Raw genomic sequence first — 18,260 nt, 5'->3', positions numbered from 1 at the left:
CTGCGGCGGCCGTTGGTGGCGTCGCGCCCGGGCACCGTGGGTGACGGTCCCCGGGCGAACTGCGCCGGACCGCCGCATTCCGTGCCGTTTCAGTGCCGCTCGGACTTGGCGCTGCGCGACATCAGGTCCTTGAGGGCGACCATCGGCGGCTTGCCCTCGTGGACGATCTCCACGACCGTCTCGGTGAGCGGCATGTCGACACCGTGCCTGCGAGCCAGATCCAGCACGGATTCGCAGGACTTGACGCCCTCGGCGGTCTGCTTGGTGACCGCGATGGTCTCCTGGAGCGTCATCCCCCGGCCGAGGTTGGTGCCGAAGGTGTTGTTGCGCGACAGCGGCGAGGAGCAGGTGGCGACCAGGTCGCCCATACCGGCCAGGCCGGCGAAGGTGTGCGCGTCGGCTCCCATGGCGAGGCCGAGCCGGGTGGTCTCGGCGAGACCGCGGGTGATCAGGGACGCCTTGGCGTTGTCGCCCAGGCCCATCCCGGTGGCGATGCCGACGGCGAGCGCGATGACGTTCTTGACCGCGCCGCCCAGTTCACAGCCCACCACGTCGGTGTTGGTGTACGGGCGGAAGTACGAGGTGTGGCAGGCGGCCTGGAAGCGCCGGGCGACCGCCTCGTCGGCGCAGGCCACGACCGCGGTGGCGGGCTGCCGGGCGGCGACCTCCTTGGCGAGGTTGGGGCCGGTGAGCACCGCGACCCGCTCCGCGGGCACCTTGGCGACCTCCTCGATGACCTCACTCATGCGCTTGGCCGTGCCCAGTTCGACGCCCTTCATCAGGGAGACCAGGACCGTGTCGGCGGGCAGCAGGGGCGCCCATTCGGCGAGGTTGCCGCGCAGCGTCTGGGCGGGGACGGCCAGCACAGCGAACTCCGCGCCGCGCGCCGCTTCCGCCGGGTCGGTGGTGGCACGTACGGACGCGGGCAGCTCGACCCCCGGCAGGTAGTCGGGGTTCGTACGGCCGCTGTTGATGGCGTCGACCAGGGCCGCGCGGCGCCCCCACAGGGTCACCTCACATCCCGCGTCGGCGAGCACCATCGCGAAGGCGGTGCCCCAGGACCCCGTGCCGTAGACGGCGCAGCGCGTCACTTGCTTTCATCCTCCTGTGCCTGCTGGGTGCTTCGGGCCTGCTGCGGGCCGACGGCCGGTTCGGTGGCGGCGGCCGGTTCGGCGGGGGTTCGGGCCGTTCCGGCGCCCTGGGCGCCCTGGGTGGCCTTGGCGGCCTCCCGGGCGGCGCGGCGCTCCCGGGCGATCGCCTTGCGCCAGTCGTAGGGTTCGGCCGGCGCGGGCTCACCGCGGACGACGGCCAGCTGCTCGGTGATCGCGGTCATGATGACGTCGGTGGCGGCCCGCAGCACCTCGGCGGTCGGTTCCCGGTCGTAGAAGGCGCTCAGGTCGACCGGCGGTCCCGCCTGCACCCGCAGCGTCTTGCGCGGGAGGAGCCGGAGCTTCTTCTCCTTGGCGTACGGCGGCATCGCGTCGTTGGCGCCCCACTGCGCGACGGGAATGACCGGCGCCTTCGTCAGCAGCGCCACCCGCGCGGCACCCGTCTTGCCCTGCATGGGCCACAGGTCGGGGTCGCGGGTGAGGGTGCCCTCGGGGTAGAAGGCGACGCATTCGCCCTTCTCGATGGCGGTGACGGCGGCGCGGAACGCGTTGGCGGCGTCGGTGGTTTCCCGGTAGACGGGGATCTGTCCGGTGCCGCGCATCATCAGGCCGACAAAGCCGCTCTTGAAGAGTCCGGCCTTGGCGAGGAATCGGGGGACCCGCCCGGTGTTGTACTGATAGTGCGCATAGGAGAGCGGATCGAGATACGAGTTGTGGTTGACCGCGGTGATAAATCCACCGTCGGCCGGAATGTGCTCCATTCCCTGCCAGTCCCGCTTGAACAGAACCAGGAGCGGCGGTTTGCAGATGACCGCGGCCAAGCGGTACCAGAAGCCGATTCTGCGGCGGGACACTGGGACACCCTCCTTGTGGGGACCTGCGAAGCTGCTGCGGGCCGGCAGCCGCACAAGTGTCGCCCCAGGTACCCGCTATGTCGAGGACACCGTAACCCCGACGCTCCCGGAGAGCGGCGGCGGCAGGTGAGAATGACGCCGATGCGACGAGACGGAGCGGATGTGGGCTGGAGCCTGGTGGTGCCGCTGAAGCCGCTGGTGCGGGCCAAGAGCAGGCTCTCCCGGGCCGCGGGCGAGGAGTTCCGGCCCCGGCTGGCCCTGGCGTTCGCCCTGGACACCGTGACAGCGGCGCTGGCCTGCGAGAACGTCCGGGATGTGGCGGTTGTCACGGACGACCGGCTGGCCGCTGAGCGGCTGGCGGCGCTGGGAGCACGGATCGTGCCCGACACACCGGCCCGCGGGCTCAACGCGGCGCTGGCCCATGGAGCGGGCGTCGTCCGGGCGCGTCGTCCGGGCGCGCCGGTCGCCGCGCTGAACGCCGATCTGCCCGCGCTGCGCCCCGCCGAGCTGGAACTGGTGCTCCATTCCGCTTCGCAATTTCCCCGCGCATTTCTCGCGGATGCGGCGGATATCGGGACAACACTTCTGACCGCGACTTCCGGGCGGGAATTGGAACCGGCATTCGGAGGCGCGTCGCGGGCCCGTCACCTGGCGTCGGGAGCGCGGGAGATCACCGGGCCGAAGGCGCCGTCGGTACGCCGGGACGTGGACACCGGCGAGGATCTGCTGGCCGCGCTGGCGCTGGGCGTGGGCCCGCACACGGCGCTCCAGGCGCCGCGGCTCGTGGCGGGGGCGGCCGCGCCGGAGGGGTCGAAGCGGCTGCCGCCGCCGCAGGTCACAGCGTCTGGAGCGTGATCAGGACGATCCTGCGGTCGTCCCCTTCGCCGGTGAGCTCGATGCGGACCCGCTGACCGGGCCGCAGCAGCAACAGGCCGCCGGCGTCGAAGGCCGCCGCGTCGAAGGGCAGCGGGGTGCCGTCATCCAGCAGCACACTGCCGGAGCGGGTCTCGGAGTCGTACGTATACGCGGTGGCCTGCATGGGAGAGAGCCTAGACGAGGAGGTCCCGGGCCCCTTCGGCCGCCCGTACGGCGGCGGGAGAGGTCCTGCGGCCGCCGGCCGGCCGGCGCCGGACGCACCGCGGGCCGGGCTCCCCGAAGGGAGACCGGCCCCACGCGTGGCGTCGCCGCTGCCGAATTACCGCTTGCGGGCGGTGGTCTTCTTGGCGGTGGTCTTGCGTGCCGTGGCCTTCTTCGCGGGGGCCTTCTTCGCCGTCGCCTTCTTCGCGGGGGCGGTCTTCTTCGCCGTCGCCTTCTTCGCGGTGGTCTTCTTCGCCGTGGTCTTCTTGGCGGCGGCCTTCGTGGCGGGAGCCTTCTTCGCCGTCGTCTTCTTCGCCGTGGTCTTCTTCGCCGCGGTGGTCTTCTTCGCCGCTGCCTTCTTCGCCGTCGTCTTCTTGGCGGCGGCCTTCTTGGCGGTGGCCTTCTTCGCGGCAGCCTTCTTGATGGCGGCACCGCCGGTGAGGCTGCCCTTGGGCGCCTTCTTGACGGAGACCTCGCCACCCTTGGGGAGCTTCTTCGAGCCGCTCACCAGGTCCTTGAAGCCCTGACCGGCGCGGAAGCGCGGCACCGAGGTCTTCTTGACCCGCACGCGCTCACCCGTCTGCGGGTTGCGGGCGTAGCGGGCCGGGCGGTCAACCTTCTCGAACGAGCCGAATCCGGTGACCGAAACACGGTCGCCGGAGACAACTGAACGGACGATTGCGTCCAGTACGGCGTCCACCGCGTCCGCGGCGTTCTGGCGGCCGCCGAGCTTGTCGGCAATGGCTTCTACGAGCTGCGCCTTGTTCACGTCTTCCCCTTCGGAGACATTGCTGGAACGAAAGTTTCCAAGCTTTTTCGCACGTTAGGCAGATATATACCGCAAATCAAACACGAAACGGGCTAATCACCCTTGTGCCGCAACGAACTCGACCTTCACGGACTTCCGTCGGCGTGCACATCTTCGGGATAACGACCTTCGTCGAGGTCAGCCATGAAGCACTCCAGACGCCTTGCCGCGTCCGCAAGATCGTGTTTAGCCGCGGCCGTGATGACGAGCAGCTTCCGGGTCAGCGCCATCCGTACGCCCTCCGGGACTTGCAGTGTCCGCACTCTTGTATGTGCGTCCTTGAGCCGGTCGGCGACGAGACCGTAGAGCTCGAGTTGGTCGTCGCGTTCCATGCGCTAATTGTGCCATCTGCGGCGAGTTGTCGCTTCACGGGGCCTCAACAGCCGCCTCGACACGACGATGCGCCCCCTGCCAACTGCACAGGGGGCGCATCGTACGCAATATAGCTTTGAGCCATAAAACCCGAGGTCAGACCTCGATGGTACGCGGCTTGAACGACGGCCGGTTCGCCTCGTAATCCACGATGGACGACTCCTCCCGAAGGGTGAGGCTGATGTCGTCCAGCCCCTCCAGCAGGCGCCAACGGGCGTTCTCGTCCAGCTCGAAGTCGGCGGTGACGCCCTCGGCGCGCACCTGCCTGCCGACCAGGTCGACCGTCACCTCGGCGGCCGGGTCGCGCTCCAGCAGCGTCTGGAGCCGGTCGACGGTCTCCTGCGGCAGCACCACCGTCAGCAGCCCGTTCTTGAGGGAGTTGCCACGGAAGATGTCCGCGAACCGCGAGGAGATGACGGCCTTGAAGCCGTAGTTCTGCAGCGCCCAGACGGCGTGCTCACGCGAGGAGCCGGTACCGAAGTCGGGGCCGGCGACCAGCACCGTGGCGCCCTTGTACTGCTCCTGGTTGAGGACGAACTGCGGGTCCTTGCGCCAGGCCTCGAACAGCCCGTCCTCGAAGCCGTCGCGGGTGACCTTCTTCAGCCAGTGGGCCGGGATGATCTGGTCGGTGTCGACGTTGCTGCGGCGCAGCGGGACGGCCCGGCCGGTGTGGGTGGTGAAAGCTTCCATGGTTCAGACTCCCGCGGGCGTGGCGACGGCGACGTCGGACAGATCGGCCGGTGAGGCCAGATGGCCGAGAACCGCCGTTGCGGCGGCGACCTGCGGCGAGACCAGGTGCGTGCGACCGCCCTTGCCCTGCCGGCCCTCGAAGTTGCGGTTGGAGGTGGACGCGGAGCGCTCACCGGGCGCCAGCTGGTCGGGGTTCATCCCCAGACACATCGAGCAGCCGGCGTGCCGCCATTCGGCGCCCGCCGCGGTGAAGACCTTGTCCAGCCCCTCGGCGACGGCCTCCAGGGAGACCCGGACCGAGCCGGGGACGATCAGCATCCGTACGCCGTCGGCGACCTTGCGGCCTTCCAGGATCCCGGCCGCGGAGCGCAGGTCCTCGATACGGCCGTTGGTGCACGAACCTACGAAGACGGTGTCCACCTTGATGTCCCGCAGCGGCTGACCCGCCGTCAACCCCATGTACTCCAGGGCCTTTTCGGCGGCGAAGCGCTCCGAGGCGTCCTCGTACGAAGCCGGGTCGGGGACGCTCGCCGAAAGCGGCGCGCCCTGGCCGGGGTTGGTGCCCCAGGTGACGAACGGCGCGAGCGCGGAGGCGTCGATGTGCACCTCGGCGTCGAAGACCGCGTCGTCGTCGGTGCGCAGCGTCTTCCAGTACTCGACCGCGGCGTCCCAGTCCGCGCCCTGGGGGGCGTGGTCGCGGCCCCGCAGGTAGGCGAAGGTGGTCTCGTCCGGGGCGATCATGCCGGCCCGGGCGCCCGCCTCGATCGACATGTTGCAGATGGTCATTCGGGCTTCCATCGACAGCTTCTCGATGGCCGAACCGCGGTATTCCAGGACGTAGCCCTGGCCGCCACCGGTGCCGATCCGCGCGATGATCGCCAGGATCAGGTCCTTGGCGGTGACGCCGTCGGGCAGCTCACCGTCGACGGTGATCGCCATGGTCTTGAAGGGGGCCAGCGGCAGCGTCTGGGTGGCCAGCACATGTTCGACCTGGCTGGTGCCGATGCCGAACGCCAGCGCGCCGAAGGCTCCATGGGTGGAGGTGTGGCTGTCACCGCAGACCACGGTGGTGCCGGGCTGGGTCAGTCCCAACTGCGGTCCCACGACGTGGACAACGCCCTGCTCGACATCGCCCAGCGGGTGCAGCCGAACCCCGAACTCCGCGCAGTTCTTGCGCAGCGTCTCCAGCTGGGTGCGGGAGACCGGGTCGGCGATCGGCTTGTCGATGTCGAGGGTCGGGGTGTTGTGATCCTCGGTGGCGATGGTCAGGTCCGTCCGGCGCACCTGGCGGCCGGCCTTGCGGAGGCCGTCGAACGCCTGCGGGCTGGTGACCTCGTGCAGCAGGTGCAGATCGATGAAGAGGAGGTCGGGCTCGCCTTCCGCGCGCCGGACGACATGGTCGTCCCAGACCTTCTCCGCGAGTGTCCGTCCCATCGCTTTCCCTCCGACCGGCCGCATTGCCGGCCTTTCCTCGTCCGTGCGCGATGCCCGCAGAAATCCCCTTGCCGGGCCTTACGCCGGGCCCTGGTCGAGGGCCACACCTACAGATTGACGACTTCCCTGGAAAATTGAACTTGCGTTTCACAGTGTGAGACGCGAGTATCGTTGCATGGACAACTCTAGCGGCGTCGGCGTTCTCGACAAGGCAGCTCTGGTTTTGAGTGCCCTGGAGTCCGGTCCGGCCACCCTCGCCGGGCTGGTCGCGGCGACAGGGCTCGCACGGCCCACGGCCCACCGACTGGCCGTGGCACTGGAACACCACCGGATGGTGGCGAGGGACATGCAGGGCCGGTTCATCCTGGGCCCGCGGCTGTCCGAGCTGGCCGCGGCGGCCGGTGAGGACCGCCTGCTGGCCACGGCGGGCCCGGTACTCACCCACCTACGCGATGTGACCGGCGAGAGCGCCCAGCTCTATCGCCGGCAGGGCGATATGCGGATCTGTGTGGCGGCGGCCGAGCGGCTGTCCGGACTGCGGGACACCGTCCCGGTCGGCTCCACGCTCCCCATGAAGGCGGGCTCGGCCGCCCAGATCCTGATGGCCTGGGAAGAGCCCGAGCGGCTGCACCGCGGCCTCCAGGGCGCGCGCTTCACGGCCACCGCGCTGTCCGGCGTACGGCGCCGGGGCTGGGCCCAGTCGATCGGCGAGCGGGAGCCGGGCGTGGCCTCGGTCTCCGCCCCCGTGCGCGGCCCCTCGAACCGCGTGGTGGCCGCCGTGTCGGTCTCCGGCCCGATCGAGCGGCTGACCCGCCACCCGGGCCGGATGCACGCCCAGGCGGTCATCGACGCGGCAGCCCGCCTCTCCGAGGGCCTGCGGCGCACCGGCTGAGCACCCCGCTACGGGACAAACCGGAGCAGGGGCCGCCGCCGGTTGCGGTCACGACGCCGAAGGAGCGGCCCGTGCAGAGGGGTCACGCGGGGCCGCCCCGCGCGCTCAGGCCGCCATCCGGTCGGCGGCCCGCTCCCCGCGGCGGCCGACCGGCACCGTCCCCAGCGCCTCCCCCAGCCCGTACGACGGCATATTGACGTAGATGCTCTCGTATGAGCCCGCCGGGACGGCATAGGTCTCATGCCAGAAGCCGACCTTGTTCCGCCCCTCGCGCACCCGCCGGTTGAACGCCGCCCAGGCCGGCCGGTGCTCGCCGCCCTGATCCGCGGCGTAGGCGAACAGCTTCTCCTTCGAGTCCCAGTACTGGAGGACGGCGAAGTGCCTCGGCAGTCCGGGCAGCAGCCGGTAGCCGATCATCCCGCTGTCCGGATCCCGGGCCAGCTCCTTGATCATGCGCGGCATGGCGAGGAACACCGGCAGCCAACTGCGCACCGCACGCCAGCTGTTGAAGCGCATCCCGATGAGGAAGACCACCACCTCCCGGCCACCGTCCGCCGTCATCCGTCCCTGCACCGGCTTGCCACTCATGGCAGCCCCCTTCCGACATCGGATAGCGTCGCTATCCACGCTTAGATAGTGACACTCCCCAATGGAAGGTGCAAGGGGTGGGCGACTGGCGGAGCCGGGCGAGCGCAGCGGGAGCCACCGTCACGGTCAGGAATTGCCTGCGCGAGGGGCTGCCGCCACCGGGCCGCCGGATCACCGCGCCCGCTGCGCGTACGACGAGGGGCATTCGCACCGGCCACGGCCGGCCCGGGGGCTGATCCAGGCCGGGGGCGCCCAACCGGCGCCAGGGAAGCGGCAGTTGACACGAAAAGGCCCCCCGCATGATGCGGGGGGCCTTCTCTTCTTGTACCCCCGACCGGATTCGAACCGGCGCTACCGCCTTGAGAGGGCGGCGTGCTAGGCCGCTACACAACGGGGGCAAGTCTTTTTGCAGTTGGGAGCTTCACGAGGATGCTCCGCGCTGGGCTACCAGGACTCGAACCTAGACTAAATGAACCAGAATCACTCGTGCTGCCAATTACACCATAGCCCATGGTGGTTTAGACCAGTACCCCCGACCGGATTCGAACCGGCGCTACCGCCTTGAGAGGGCGGCGTGCTAGGCCGCTACACAACGGGGGCCCTAGCGATCCTGCATGAGAAACAGTGGGTGCGACCCGGACTGTCTCCCTGGGAAGGATCTGTACCCCCGACCGGATTCGAACCGGCGCTACTGCCTTGAGAGGGCAGCGTGCTAGGCCGCTACACAACGGGGGCTTTGCAGATAAGCTCTGCGAGCTGGCCTACCAGGACTCGAACCTAGACTAACTGAACCAGAATCAGTCGTGCTGCCAATTACACCATAGGCCATCAAAGCGCAACCCCCCGTAGGGGGTTTTATTTTGACTGCGCCTCCCGGCCGGGCCTCTCGGCCCTCTCGGGCGGCGCAGGAAGAACATTACCTGATCGTGGACGGCGCACCAAAACCGATAACTCCGCGCAACAGCTCGGGGAGCTCCGCCAGGCTCGCGATCCGACGCACCCCCGCGGGCAGCTCCTCACCGGTGCCCGCCCGGTCCAGCCATACGGCCGTCAGCCCGGCGTCCCGGGCGCCGAGCGCATCGATGTCGAGCTTGTCGCCGATGTACACGACCTCGCCGGGGGTTACGCCGAGCGCCTGACAGGCGCCGGTGAAAGCCTCCGCGGCGGGCTTGGCGCACCCCAGCTCGTCGGCGCAGAACACCGCCTCGAAGCGGGTACGGATCCCCAGGGCTGCCAGCTTGCGCTCCTGGTTGGCGGTGGTGGCGTTGGACAGCACCGCCTGCCGTACCAAGGGGGCCAGGGCCGCCAGTGCGGGCGCGGAGTCCGGGAAGAGCGTCCAGGACGCTTCGTAGTGCGCGATGTACCGGCCGAACCAGGCGTCCGCCTCGGTGTCGGAGAGCGGGGTCCCCAGGAACGTCCGGGCCCGGCCTCTGCGGTGATCGAGAAAGCCCACCTCACCGGCGAGGAAGCGGGCGAACTCGGTCTCCATGGCCGTCCGCCAGCGCTCCAGGGCCGCTTCCTCGCCGCCGTACGCGTCGAGGAGGCCCTCGGTCCGCAGGTGCCGCAGGACACCGGCCCGGTCCGATCCGGTGTAGTCGAAGAGGGTGTCGTCGAGGTCCCACAGGACGGCGCGGAGGGGCATACCGGCAATCTAGCGAAGGGCTCCGGATGCGCCAGGGGCCCGGACACCGTGCGGTGTCCGGGCCCCTTCAGGCGGTCACGGGGTCAGCCGGCCAGCTTCGCCAGGGCCGCGTCGATGCGCTGGAGGGTGCGCTCCTTGCCCAGGATCTCCAGGGACTCGAAGAGCGGCAGGCCGACCGTGCGGCCGGTGACGGCCACCCGGACCGGGGCCTGGGCCTTGCCGAGCTTGAGGCCGTGCTCCTCACCGGCGGCCAGGACGGCCTCCTTGAGGGGCTCGGGGCCGGCGGTCCAGTCGGCGGCGTCCAGCTTGGCGCGGGCGGTGGTCAGCAGCGCCACCGGGTCGCCCTTGCCCATGGCCTTGGCCCAGGACGCCTCGTCCTCGACCGGCTCCTTGAGGAAGAGGAAGTCGACATTGGCGGTGATGTCGGAGAGGACCGTGAGGCGGGTCTGGGCGTGCGGGGCGATGGCCCGCCAGGCGGCCTCGTCGAAGTCCTCGGGGGCCCAGTTGGCGTGCGGGGCCGTCAGCCAGGGCTCGCAGGCCGTGATGAAGGACTCCAGGTCCAGGCGCCGGATGTGGTCGGCGTTGATCGCCTCGGCCTTCTTCAGGTCGAAGCGGGCCGGGTTGGCGTTGACGTCCGCGATGTCGAACTTCTCGATCAGCTCCTGCACCGAGAAGAGGTCCTGGTCGGCGGAGAAGGACCAGCCGAGCAGCGCAAGGTAGTTGAGCAGGCCCTCGGGGAGGAAGCCGCGCTCGCGGTAGAGATTGAGGTTGGCCTGCGGGTCGCGCTTGGAGAGCTTCTTGTTGCCCTCGCCCATGACGTACGGGAGGTGGCCGAAGGCCGGGATCTCCTTGGCCACGCCCAGCTCGATCAGGGCCCGGTAGAGGGCGATCTGGCGGGGGGTGGAGGAGAGCAGGTCCTCGCCGCGCAGGACGTGGGTGATCCCCATCAGGGCGTCGTCGACCGGGTTGACCAGGGTGTACAGCGGGGCGCCGTTGGCGCGGACGATGCCGTAGTCCGGAACGTTCTCCGGGGTGAAGGTCAGCTCGCCGCGCACCAGGTCGGTGAAGGTGATCGGCTCGTCGGGCATCCGGAAGCGGACGATGGAGGTCCGGCCCTCGGCGTCGTAGGCGGCCTTCTGCTCGGCGGTCAGCTCGCGGCAGGTGCCGTCGTAGCCGGAGGGCTTGCCGGCCTTGCGGGCGGCGTCACGGCGCTCGTCGAGCTCTTCGGTGGTGCAGTAGCAGTGGTAGGCGTGGCCGGCGGCGAGGAGCTTGTCGGCGAGGTCCTTGTAGAGGTCCATGCGCTGCGACTGGCGGTACGGCGCGTGCGGGCCGCCGACCTCGGGGCCCTCGTCCCAGTCGAAGCCCAGCCAGTGGAACGAGTCCAGCAGCTGGTTGTAGGACTCTTCGGAGTCGCGGGCCGCGTCGGTGTCCTCGATCCGGAAGACCAGGGTGCCCTTGTTGTGCCGTGCGTAGGCCCAGTTGAACAGGGCGGTACGGATCAGGCCGACATGGGGGTTACCGGTCGGGGAGGGACAGAAACGGACGCGGACGGGGGTCGCGTTAGCCACGCTTGATCACCTTGTTGGTGAGAGTGCCGATGCCTTCGATGGTGACGGCGACCTCGTCGCCGACGTTGAGGGGGCCGACCCCGGCCGGGGTGCCCGTGAGGATGACGTCGCCGGGGAGCAGGGTCATGGCCTCGGTGATGTGGACGATCAGGTCCTCCACCGGGCGGACCATGTCGCTGGTGCGGCCGAGCTGGCGCTGTTCGCCGTTGACCGTGCACTGGATGGCGAGGCCGGCGGCGATGTCGGCGGGGTCCAGCCCGGTCTCGACCCAGGGGCCGAGCGGGCAGGAGCTGTCGAAGCCCTTGGCCCGCGCCCACTGCTTCTCGCGCTGCTGCACATCGCGGGCGGTGACGTCGTTGGCGCAGGTGTAGCCGAGGATCACGTCCTTGACGCGCTCGCGGGGCACCTCACGGCACATCCGGCCGATGACGACGGCGAGCTCCGCCTCGTGGTGCACCTCCTGGGAGAAGGAGGGGTACGCGATGGGGTCGCCGGGGCCGATCACCGAGGTGGACGGCTTGAAGAAGGTGACCGGGACGTCCGGGACGGCGTTGCCCAGCTCGGCGGCGTGTTCGGCGTAGTTGCGGCCGATCGCGACGACCTTGTTGGGGAGGACCGGCGGCAGCAGCCGGACCTTGTCGAGGGGGACCTTTTGGCCCGAGCGCTCGAATTCCGCGAAGGGATGCCCCTTGATGACGTCGAGTTCGCCGTCTTCGAGGACGCCGAAGCCGACGTTGCCGTCGATGGAGAATCTTGCGATGCGCACGGGTTGCCGTTGCCCCTCATTGATCACTGGCCGGAGTTGACACTCCAGGCTATCGCGGGGCTGCTGCCGGTCCGCCGCTGATTACGCCGGGACGACCTGCTCGGGGGCGGTCATCAGGACCGTACGGCGGGGGTTGGCGGTCTGGGCCGGCAGCTCGACGGTGTGCTCCGGGGCCTCGATGCCGAGCTCCTCGGCGTCGGTGAGGTGGGCCAGGGTGGTGCGCCGCGGGTTGGCTATGTTGCGGAACATCATCGTCGTCTTCACTGCTGCATGCCTCGCGTCATCGAAGTCGGGAAAGGGCTTGCGGAAAGCTGCCTTGTCATTCTCGGCAACTGTGTAAAGCGTCAGGCTAAGCGCGCTATTCCCTGCGATGTGCCGGGGGACTCAATGATCTTCCTGTGAGTTTGCTCACGAAGTGTGTGACAAATGCCGCATATCCCATGATCAACAACCCTGGGCGAATCGGACAATGACGGATTGAAGTGCACGTTCCGCTCCCGATCACCGCACCTGGGACAGTCAAGAGGGGCGGCCGACTCGCGGATAAAAGTCCGTTATCGACAGCCGAATCTTCGACACGTCGTGACGCCTTCCGTACATTGCGTCACCCAAGTCACAGTGCGGGACTCCGCTCTTGTTGGAGATCCTGCACTGTGCTGGAATTCCACGGACCGCCGCATGTTTGAGCCGGCGCGCAGGGCGCAACGAAGCGCCGCGCGGCGGTGCCGTCCACTCCGACCGAGAGGGCAGCCCGCCGGTCATCACGACCGCCATGGGGGGACTTAGCGGTCCCCATACGACTCGACACCGTCCCGCCGAGGTGGGACGCCTGGTCCAGAGGTTGCGACGCTAGTGCAGGGACGTTTCAAGAGGGATGGCAGCGCTGCGGCGGACCCGGAGCTGCGCGGCGGAACCGACCGCGCCTCCTCGCCCCAGCGCGCCCAGGGCAACGGTTCCGCCGGGGGCAGCACACTGCCCGTCGACGGGGGCGGCCAGGCGCCGGGCAATGACGCCGCGGACAGCGGTAAGCCCAAGGCGTCGAAGGGGCCCAGTGGCCCCGGTTCGCGAATAGCGCTGCGCAACTGGCGCATCAGCACCCGTCTGGTCTCCCTGCTCGCGCTTCCCGTGGTCGCCGCGACCACGCTGGGCGGTATGCGCATCGGCACGTCGCTGGAGAACATCGACCAGCTCGACAAGATGCAGCTGCTCACCGAGATGACCCGGCAGGCCACCGAGCTCGCCGACGCGTTGCAGGTGGAGCGGGACAAGTCGGCCGGTCCGCTGGCCGGCAGCGGGAACGTCAAGGACGACGCCAACGTCGTCGCGCCCCGCGAGGCGACCGACCGCGCCCGGCTGTCGTTCAACCAGGCCACCGATGACATCCGGGGCCAGGACGCCACGATGACCGGTGTCCGGGCGACCGTCCTGGAGATCACCCGCCAGCTCAACACCCTCAACGAGATCCGCAACAACGCCTACAAGGACGCGGACAACTCGACCCGGACGGTCACCAGCTACAACCAGCTGATCAACTCGCTGCTGTCGCTCTCCCAGGACATGGCGCAGGCGACCAGCAACCCGGAGATGATCCGCAGTACCCGTGCGCTGGCGGCGTTCTCGTCGGCCAAGGAGTACGCGTCGATCCAGCGCGCCCTGGTCAGTGCCGGCCTCGCCCACGAGGGCGGCCCGCAGCTGTCCTCCAACGACCGGCTGGCCGGCCGTAACGCCGAGAACAACGAGAAGGCGGCCCGCGACCGCTTCTCGCAGATCTACACCAGCAACGGGGAGAACAGCGCCGGCGCGCTGACCCGCGGGCTGGACGGCAACAACGACGAGATCAAGGCCGCGGTGGCCTTCGCGCACCGCGCCTTCGCCAGCGGTTCCGGCATCCGCAGCCAGGACTACCGCTACCTCGACTGGTACGACTCCGACACCGTCAAGATCGACGAGATGTCGCGTATCGAGACCACGCTGCTCTCGGAGATGGAGCAGAAGTCCCGCGAGCTGCGCAACGAGGCCACCCAGTCCGCGATCATCAGCGGTGCGCTGATCCTGCTCGTCCTCGGCGTCTCGCTGGTCGGCGCGTTCGTCGTGGCGCGGTCCATGGTCCGCTCGCTGCGCCGGCTCCAGGACACCGCGCAGAAGGTCGCCCAGGACCGGCTGCCCGAGCTGGTCAAGCAGCTGTCCGAGTCCGACCCGCAGGACGTCGACACCTCCGTCGAGTCCGTCGGTGTGCACAGCCGGGACGAGATCGGCCGGGTGGCCGCGGCCTTCGACGACGTGCACCGCGAGGCGGTCCGCCTCGCCTCCGAGCAGGCGCTGCTGCGGGGCAACGTCAACGCGATGTTCACCAACCTCTCGCGCCGCTCCCAGGGCCTGATCCAGCGTCAGCTCTCGCTGATCTCCGAACTGGAGTCCCGCGAGGCCGACCCGGACCAGCTGTCCTCCCTCTTCAAGCTCGACCACCTCGCCACCCGCATGCGCCGTAACGGTGAGAACCTCCTGGTCCTCGCCGGTGAGGAGCCGGGGCGCCGGTGGACGCGGCCGGTGCCGCTGGTCGACGTGCTCCGTGCCGCCGCCTCCGAGGTGGAGCAGTACGAGCGGATCGAGCTCAACGCCGTACCGCAGACCGAGGTCGCGGGCCGGGTCGTCAACGACCTCGTGCACCTCCTCGCCGAGCTGCTGGAGAACGCCACCTCGTTCTCCTCCCCGCAGACCAAGGTCAAGGTCACCGGTCACGCGCTGCCCGACGGCCGGGTGCTGGTCGAGATCCACGACACCGGTATCGGCCTGTCGCCCGAGGACCTGTCGTCCATCAACGAGCGGCTGGCCAGCCCGCCGACCGTGGACGTCTCGGTCTCCCGGCGGATGGGTCTGTTCGTGGTCGGCCGGCTGTCGCTGCGGCACGGCATCCGTATCCAGCTGCGGCCCTCCGACTCCGGCGGCACCACCGCGCTGGTCATGCTGCCGGTGGACCTCGCCCAGGGCGGCAAGAAGCCGGCGCCCAGCAACGCCAAGGGCGGCGGCGGAGACCACGGCGGCACGCCCTCCAGCCGGCTCGCGGGGCTCCAGCCGCGCGGTCAGGTCGGTTCGGGCCCCTCGGCCGGCGGGCGTCCCGCGCTGCCCGGCCGCGGCGGCCCCGGCGGCGGTGCGCCCAACGCCTTCGGTGCCTCGGCACCCTCCGGCCGTACGGCCCCGCCCGGTGCCGGCTCCCCCGGCGCCCCGGCGCAGGGCGGCGACGCCCGCCCGGCCGCCGGCCGTCCCGCCGGCTCGCGTCCCTCGCTGCCCACCCGCGGCGCGGACAACGGCCCGGCACCCACCGTCGCCCCGCCGACCGGCGCCCCGCGCCGCGAGGAGCGTCCGCAGCTGCCCGCCCGTGGCGCCGCGGCCGAGCTGCCGAGCGGTCCGCCCGCCGGCGGTCAGGGCGGCGGCCAGGGCACTCAGCAGCCCGGCGGTACGAGCTGGGGCGCGCGCCGTGAGCGCGGCGGCTCCGACGACTGGCCGCTGACGCCCCGCGAGACGCAGGAGCGCCCGCGCGGCCACGAGGAGCCGGAGACCACCGGCAGCTTCGAGCGGCCCGCGCCGAGCGGCGGCCCCGGTGACACCGCGGCGTTCGCCCGTCCCGACTTCAACGGTCCGCCGCCCGCCGCGGACGGCTCCCCGCGCGGGTCCCGCCCGCAGGGCGCGCGTCCGGCCGGCCAGGGTGCGGGCAACGGCCCCGCCGACACCGGGCAGTTCCCCGTGCCGGACGGCAACACGGGCCAGTACGAGACCGGTCGTTACGAGACGGGCCAGTACCGGCGCCCGGACAGCGACACCGGGCAGTTCCAGCAGCCCGACGGCGACACCGGCCAGTACCAGCGGCCCGACAGCGACACCGGCCAGTACGAGACCGGGCAGTTCGAGACCGGCCAGTACCAGCGGCCGGATGCCGACCGTGCCGCGTACGCCGACGAGTCGCAGGGCACCGGGCAGTTCCCGGTGCAGCGGTCGCAGGACAGCGGTGCGCCGTCCGCCGATGTGCTCGGTGACGGGGACGCCGGTCCCGGCGACGGCCGTACGCCGATCTTCGACACCATCGAGTCCAACTGGTTCAACCACCCGGCGGCCGCCGCTGCCGGTGTGCCGCCCCAGGGCGACGCCGAGCCCGAGGCCCCGCGGCTGCCGCGCCGCGAGGCGGCGCAGGCCCCGGCGCGCGGCGAGGCACGCAACGACGCCCCGGTCAACGGTGCGCGCGGCGCGGCCCCGGCCGACGCCGCCACCCAGTGGCGCAGCTCGCCGAACGACGAGACGTGGCGGCAGGCGGAGCAGATCCGCCAGCCCGCCGCGGGCGGTGTCACCACCTCCGGACTGCCCCGCCGGGTCCCGCGCGCGAACCTCGTCGCGGGCACCGCGCAACAGCAGCAGTCCACCCAGAGCGGTCCCCAGGTCTCGCGTGCGCCCAGTGATGTGCGCGGGCGGCTGACCAATCTCCGTCGGGGTATTCAGCAAGGCCGGCAGGCCGGGACGTCGTCGACCGGCACCCACGGCATTGTCGATCCCACTCACCAGCAGGAGCGTTAGTTGAGTCCGATGAGCCAGGCGGCGCAGAACCTGAACTGGTTGATCACCAACTTCGTGGACAACACCCCCGGGGTGTCACACACGGTGGTGGTCTCCGCGGACGGTCTGCTCCTCGCCATGTCCGAGGGCTTCCCCCGCGACCGTGCCGACCAGTTGGCGGCGGTGGCCTCCGGCCTGACCTCGCTGACCTCCGGCGCGTCCCGCATCTTCGAGGGCGGGACGGTCAACCAGACCGTCGTGGAGATGGAGCGTGGCTTCCTCTTCATCATGTCCGTCTCCGACGGATCGTCGCTGGCCGTGCTGGCGCACCCCGAGTGCGACATCGGCCTGGTCGGCTACGAAATGGCTCTGCTGGTCGACCGCGCGGGCACGGTACTGACGCCGGATCTGCGCGCCGAACTTCAGGGCAGCCTGCTGCACTGAACGGCGCCCGCAGCGCCGCTCCGTACAGCACCAACCATCCATGTGCCGCACCCCCCACCGGCCCAACCCGACGACAGTCAGTTGTCCCGCCCGGAGGACCCATGACCCCGCCACCTGCCACTTCCGGCCCGTACGGCGCCTATAGTCAAGCGCCGTACGGGAACGAAGGTGACCAGCCGCTGGTGCGCCCGTACGCCATGACCGGAGGCCGGACCCGGCCGCGCTACCAGCTCGCCATCGAGGCGCTGGTCAGCACGACCGCCGACCCCTCCCAGCTGCCCGGGCTGCTGCCCGAGCACCAGCGGATCTGCCACCTGTGCCGTGAGGTGAAGTCGGTCGCCGAGGTCTCCGCACTGCTGCACATCCCGCTGGGTGTGGCGCGGATCCTGGTCGCGGACCTGGCGGAGGCCGGGATGGTGGCGATCCACCAGCCGGGCGGCAGCGGTGAGGCCGGCGGCACGCCGGACGTGACCTTGCTCGAGAGGGTGCTCAGTGGACTTCGCAAGCTCTGACAGCGGTTCGGACGGGACTTCGGCCCGCGCCACGACCTCCGCCAAGATCGTGGTGGCGGGCGGCTTCGGCGTGGGCAAGACCACGTTCGTCGGGGCCGTCTCAGAGATCAACCCGCTGCGCACCGAGGCCGTGATGACCTCCGCCTCGGCGGGCGTCGACGATCTCAGCCACGTCCAGGACAAGACCACGACGACCGTGGCGATGGACTTCGGCCGGATCACCCTGGACCAGGACCTGATCCTGTACCTCTTCGGTACGCCGGGCCAGGACCGCTTCTGGTTCATGTGGGACGACCTGGTCCGCGGCGCGATCGGCGCCGTGGTCCTGGTCGACACCCGCCGTCTCGCCGACTGCTTCCCGGCCGTCGACTACTTCGAGAACAGCGGGCTGCCGTTCGTCATCGCCCTCAACGGCTTCGAGGGGTATCAGCCCCACACGCCCGACGAGGTGCGTGAGGCGCTTCAGATCGGCCCGGGGACGCCGATCATCGCCACCGACGCCCGGCACCGCAACGAGGCCAAGAGCGCGCTCATCACGCTCGTGGAGCACGCGCTGATGGCCCGGCTCCAGTAGTCCGTCGGAACCGGCCCGCCGCCATCCGGCGCGGGCCGTACGGCGGTTGTCAGGGGCGGGGGTGCGCCCCCCTGCCCCTGACCGGATTCCGGCATCCCTGAGTCGATCTGTGTCCTTCGACACGCCCACAATTTTGCTTCATAACGTTTCGACAGTGAATCAGCAGGCTTTCGACACCCCGCGCGCATGCCCGGCTTCGCTGCGCTCACAATTCTCCTGCATTTTGGCGCGGCTCGCCCTTAACGCCCCTTTTATCTCGGGCCCTTTCACGCCTCCTCCGGCTTTACCCAGTGTTTGGAACGCACCGCCCTGACGTGCTGAAATTCGCTGAACTCCGGAGTAGGAACGCCCAGAAGAAACGGCACAGCAAGTCAGTGCCGGCGCCGAG

The 18,260-nt window shown here is 70.1% G+C and carries 18 protein-coding genes and 5 tRNA genes; 6 read left to right on the top strand and 17 right to left on the bottom strand.

All coding sequences use genetic code 11. The features are described 5' to 3' along the window. Nucleotides 1-89 precede the first annotated feature (89 nt). Nucleotides 90-1,091 (bottom strand): NAD(P)H-dependent glycerol-3-phosphate dehydrogenase, encoded by a 1,002-nt coding sequence (locus tag TU31_RS04750; RefSeq protein WP_042149267.1) that lies wholly within the window; start codon nt 1,089-1,091, stop codon nt 90-92. Continuing rightward, nucleotides 1,088-1,963, bottom strand: a complete 876-nt coding sequence (locus tag TU31_RS04745) for a lysophospholipid acyltransferase family protein (protein ID WP_042149264.1) — start codon at nt 1,961-1,963, stop codon at nt 1,088-1,090. Before TU31_RS04745 ends, TU31_RS04750 begins: the two co-directional genes overlap by 4 nt. 132 nt (nt 1,964-2,095) lie before the next feature. Here TU31_RS04745 and cofC point away from each other — a divergent pair, with 132 nt between their 5' ends. Continuing rightward, complete coding sequence (gene cofC / locus TU31_RS04740; protein ID WP_042149262.1) at nt 2,096-2,818, top strand: 2-phospho-L-lactate guanylyltransferase; 723 nt, start codon at nt 2,096-2,098, stop codon at nt 2,816-2,818. Here the strand turns inward: cofC and TU31_RS04735 are convergent. The 5 genes from TU31_RS04735 to leuC all read right to left on the bottom strand — a co-directional run bounded on the left by TU31_RS04735 (nt 2,799) and on the right by leuC (nt 6,344). Next, nucleotides 2,799-3,002 (bottom strand): hypothetical protein, encoded by a 204-nt coding sequence (locus TU31_RS04735; RefSeq protein WP_042149258.1) that lies wholly within the window; start codon nt 3,000-3,002, stop codon nt 2,799-2,801. The two genes, cofC and TU31_RS04735, sit on opposite strands and share 20 nt — an antisense overlap. A gap of 156 nt (nt 3,003-3,158) precedes the next feature. Continuing rightward, nucleotides 3,159-3,809 carry an HU family DNA-binding protein gene (locus TU31_RS04730; RefSeq protein WP_042149256.1) on the bottom strand — a complete coding sequence of 217 codons (651 nt, stop codon included), beginning with the start codon at nt 3,807-3,809 and terminating at the stop codon, nt 3,159-3,161. A 125-nt stretch (nt 3,810-3,934) separates the two neighbouring features. Further along, a complete protein-coding gene (locus tag TU31_RS04725) occupies nt 3,935-4,180 on the bottom strand; it encodes an SCO5555 family protein (protein WP_042149253.1) in 246 nt (81 codons plus the stop codon). 136 nt (nt 4,181-4,316) lie between these two features. After that, nucleotides 4,317-4,910: a 3-isopropylmalate dehydratase small subunit gene (leuD, locus tag TU31_RS04720; protein ID WP_042149250.1), complete on the bottom strand. Its 594-nt coding sequence runs from the start codon at nt 4,908-4,910 to the stop codon at nt 4,317-4,319. A gap of 3 nt (nt 4,911-4,913) precedes the next feature. Continuing rightward, a complete protein-coding gene (gene leuC / locus TU31_RS04715; protein ID WP_042149247.1) occupies nt 4,914-6,344 on the bottom strand; it encodes a 3-isopropylmalate dehydratase large subunit in 1,431 nt (476 codons plus the stop codon). 175 nt (nt 6,345-6,519) lie between these two features. Here leuC and ndgR point away from each other — a divergent pair, with 175 nt between their 5' ends. After that, a complete protein-coding gene (gene ndgR / locus TU31_RS04710) occupies nt 6,520-7,236 on the top strand; it encodes an IclR family transcriptional regulator NdgR (RefSeq protein ID WP_026169203.1) in 717 nt (238 codons plus the stop codon). Between the two features lie 105 nt (nt 7,237-7,341). Here the strand turns inward: ndgR and TU31_RS04705 are convergent, their stop codons facing one another. The 10 genes from TU31_RS04705 to TU31_RS04660 form a co-directional block, all read right to left on the bottom strand. Continuing rightward, nucleotides 7,342-7,824: a DUF4188 domain-containing protein gene (locus TU31_RS04705; RefSeq protein ID WP_181018529.1), complete on the bottom strand. Its 483-nt coding sequence runs from the start codon at nt 7,822-7,824 to the stop codon at nt 7,342-7,344. Nucleotides 7,825-8,149: 325 nt separating this feature from the next. After that, nucleotides 8,150-8,222: transfer RNA gene (locus TU31_RS04700), tRNA-Glu, on the bottom strand. Nucleotides 8,223-8,263: 41 nt separating this feature from the next. Then, a tRNA-Gln gene (locus TU31_RS04695) sits at nt 8,264-8,335 on the bottom strand. 16 nt (nt 8,336-8,351) lie between these two features. Further along, nucleotides 8,352-8,424: transfer RNA gene (locus tag TU31_RS04690), tRNA-Glu, on the bottom strand. A 62-nt stretch (nt 8,425-8,486) separates the two neighbouring features. Beyond that, nucleotides 8,487-8,559: transfer RNA gene (locus tag TU31_RS04685), tRNA-Glu, on the bottom strand. Between the two features lie 21 nt (nt 8,560-8,580). After that, nucleotides 8,581-8,652: transfer RNA gene (locus TU31_RS04680), tRNA-Gln, on the bottom strand. 88 nt (nt 8,653-8,740) lie between these two features. Continuing rightward, nucleotides 8,741-9,466: an HAD family hydrolase gene (locus TU31_RS04675; protein ID WP_042149237.1), complete on the bottom strand. Its 726-nt coding sequence runs from the start codon at nt 9,464-9,466 to the stop codon at nt 8,741-8,743. 83 nt (nt 9,467-9,549) lie between these two features. Then, complete coding sequence (gltX, locus tag TU31_RS04670; RefSeq protein ID WP_042149233.1) at nt 9,550-11,034, bottom strand: glutamate--tRNA ligase; 1,485 nt, start codon at nt 11,032-11,034, stop codon at nt 9,550-9,552. Then, complete coding sequence (locus TU31_RS04665; RefSeq protein ID WP_042149230.1) at nt 11,027-11,800, bottom strand: fumarylacetoacetate hydrolase family protein; 774 nt, start codon at nt 11,798-11,800, stop codon at nt 11,027-11,029. The genes gltX and TU31_RS04665 overlap by 8 nt, the downstream gene beginning before the upstream one ends. Nucleotides 11,801-11,881: 81 nt before the next feature. Continuing rightward, a complete protein-coding gene (locus TU31_RS04660) occupies nt 11,882-12,064 on the bottom strand; it encodes a hypothetical protein (RefSeq protein ID WP_042149228.1) in 183 nt (60 codons plus the stop codon). A gap of 588 nt (nt 12,065-12,652) precedes the next feature. On the opposite strand from TU31_RS04660, the gene TU31_RS04655 reads away from it, so the two are divergent. The 4 genes from TU31_RS04655 (at nt 12,653) to TU31_RS04640 (ending at nt 17,872) form a co-directional block, all read left to right on the top strand. Further along, entirely contained in the window at nt 12,653-16,363 is a 3,711-nt protein-coding gene (locus TU31_RS04655) for a sensor histidine kinase (protein WP_042149225.1), read from the top strand. Nucleotides 16,364-16,372: 9 nt separating this feature from the next. After that, nucleotides 16,373-16,786, top strand: coding sequence for a roadblock/LC7 domain-containing protein (locus tag TU31_RS04650; RefSeq protein WP_018087200.1), 414 nt, complete (start codon nt 16,373-16,375; stop codon nt 16,784-16,786). Between the two features lie 101 nt (nt 16,787-16,887). Beyond that, nucleotides 16,888-17,298 carry a DUF742 domain-containing protein gene (locus TU31_RS04645; protein ID WP_042149221.1) on the top strand — a complete coding sequence of 137 codons (411 nt, stop codon included), beginning with the start codon at nt 16,888-16,890 and terminating at the stop codon, nt 17,296-17,298. Next, the gene (locus TU31_RS04640) at nt 17,279-17,872 is read left to right on the top strand and encodes a GTP-binding protein (protein WP_042149218.1); all 594 of its coding nucleotides are present in this window, start codon (nt 17,279-17,281) and stop codon (nt 17,870-17,872) included. The genes TU31_RS04645 and TU31_RS04640 overlap by 20 nt, the downstream gene beginning before the upstream one ends. Nucleotides 17,873-18,260 lie beyond the last annotated feature (388 nt).

The organism is Streptomyces lydicamycinicus, assembly GCF_000829715.2.
Taxonomy (GTDB): domain Bacteria; phylum Actinomycetota; class Actinomycetes; order Streptomycetales; family Streptomycetaceae; genus Streptomyces; species Streptomyces lydicamycinicus.
This window is presented reverse-complemented; position numbering and strand designations above follow the sequence as displayed.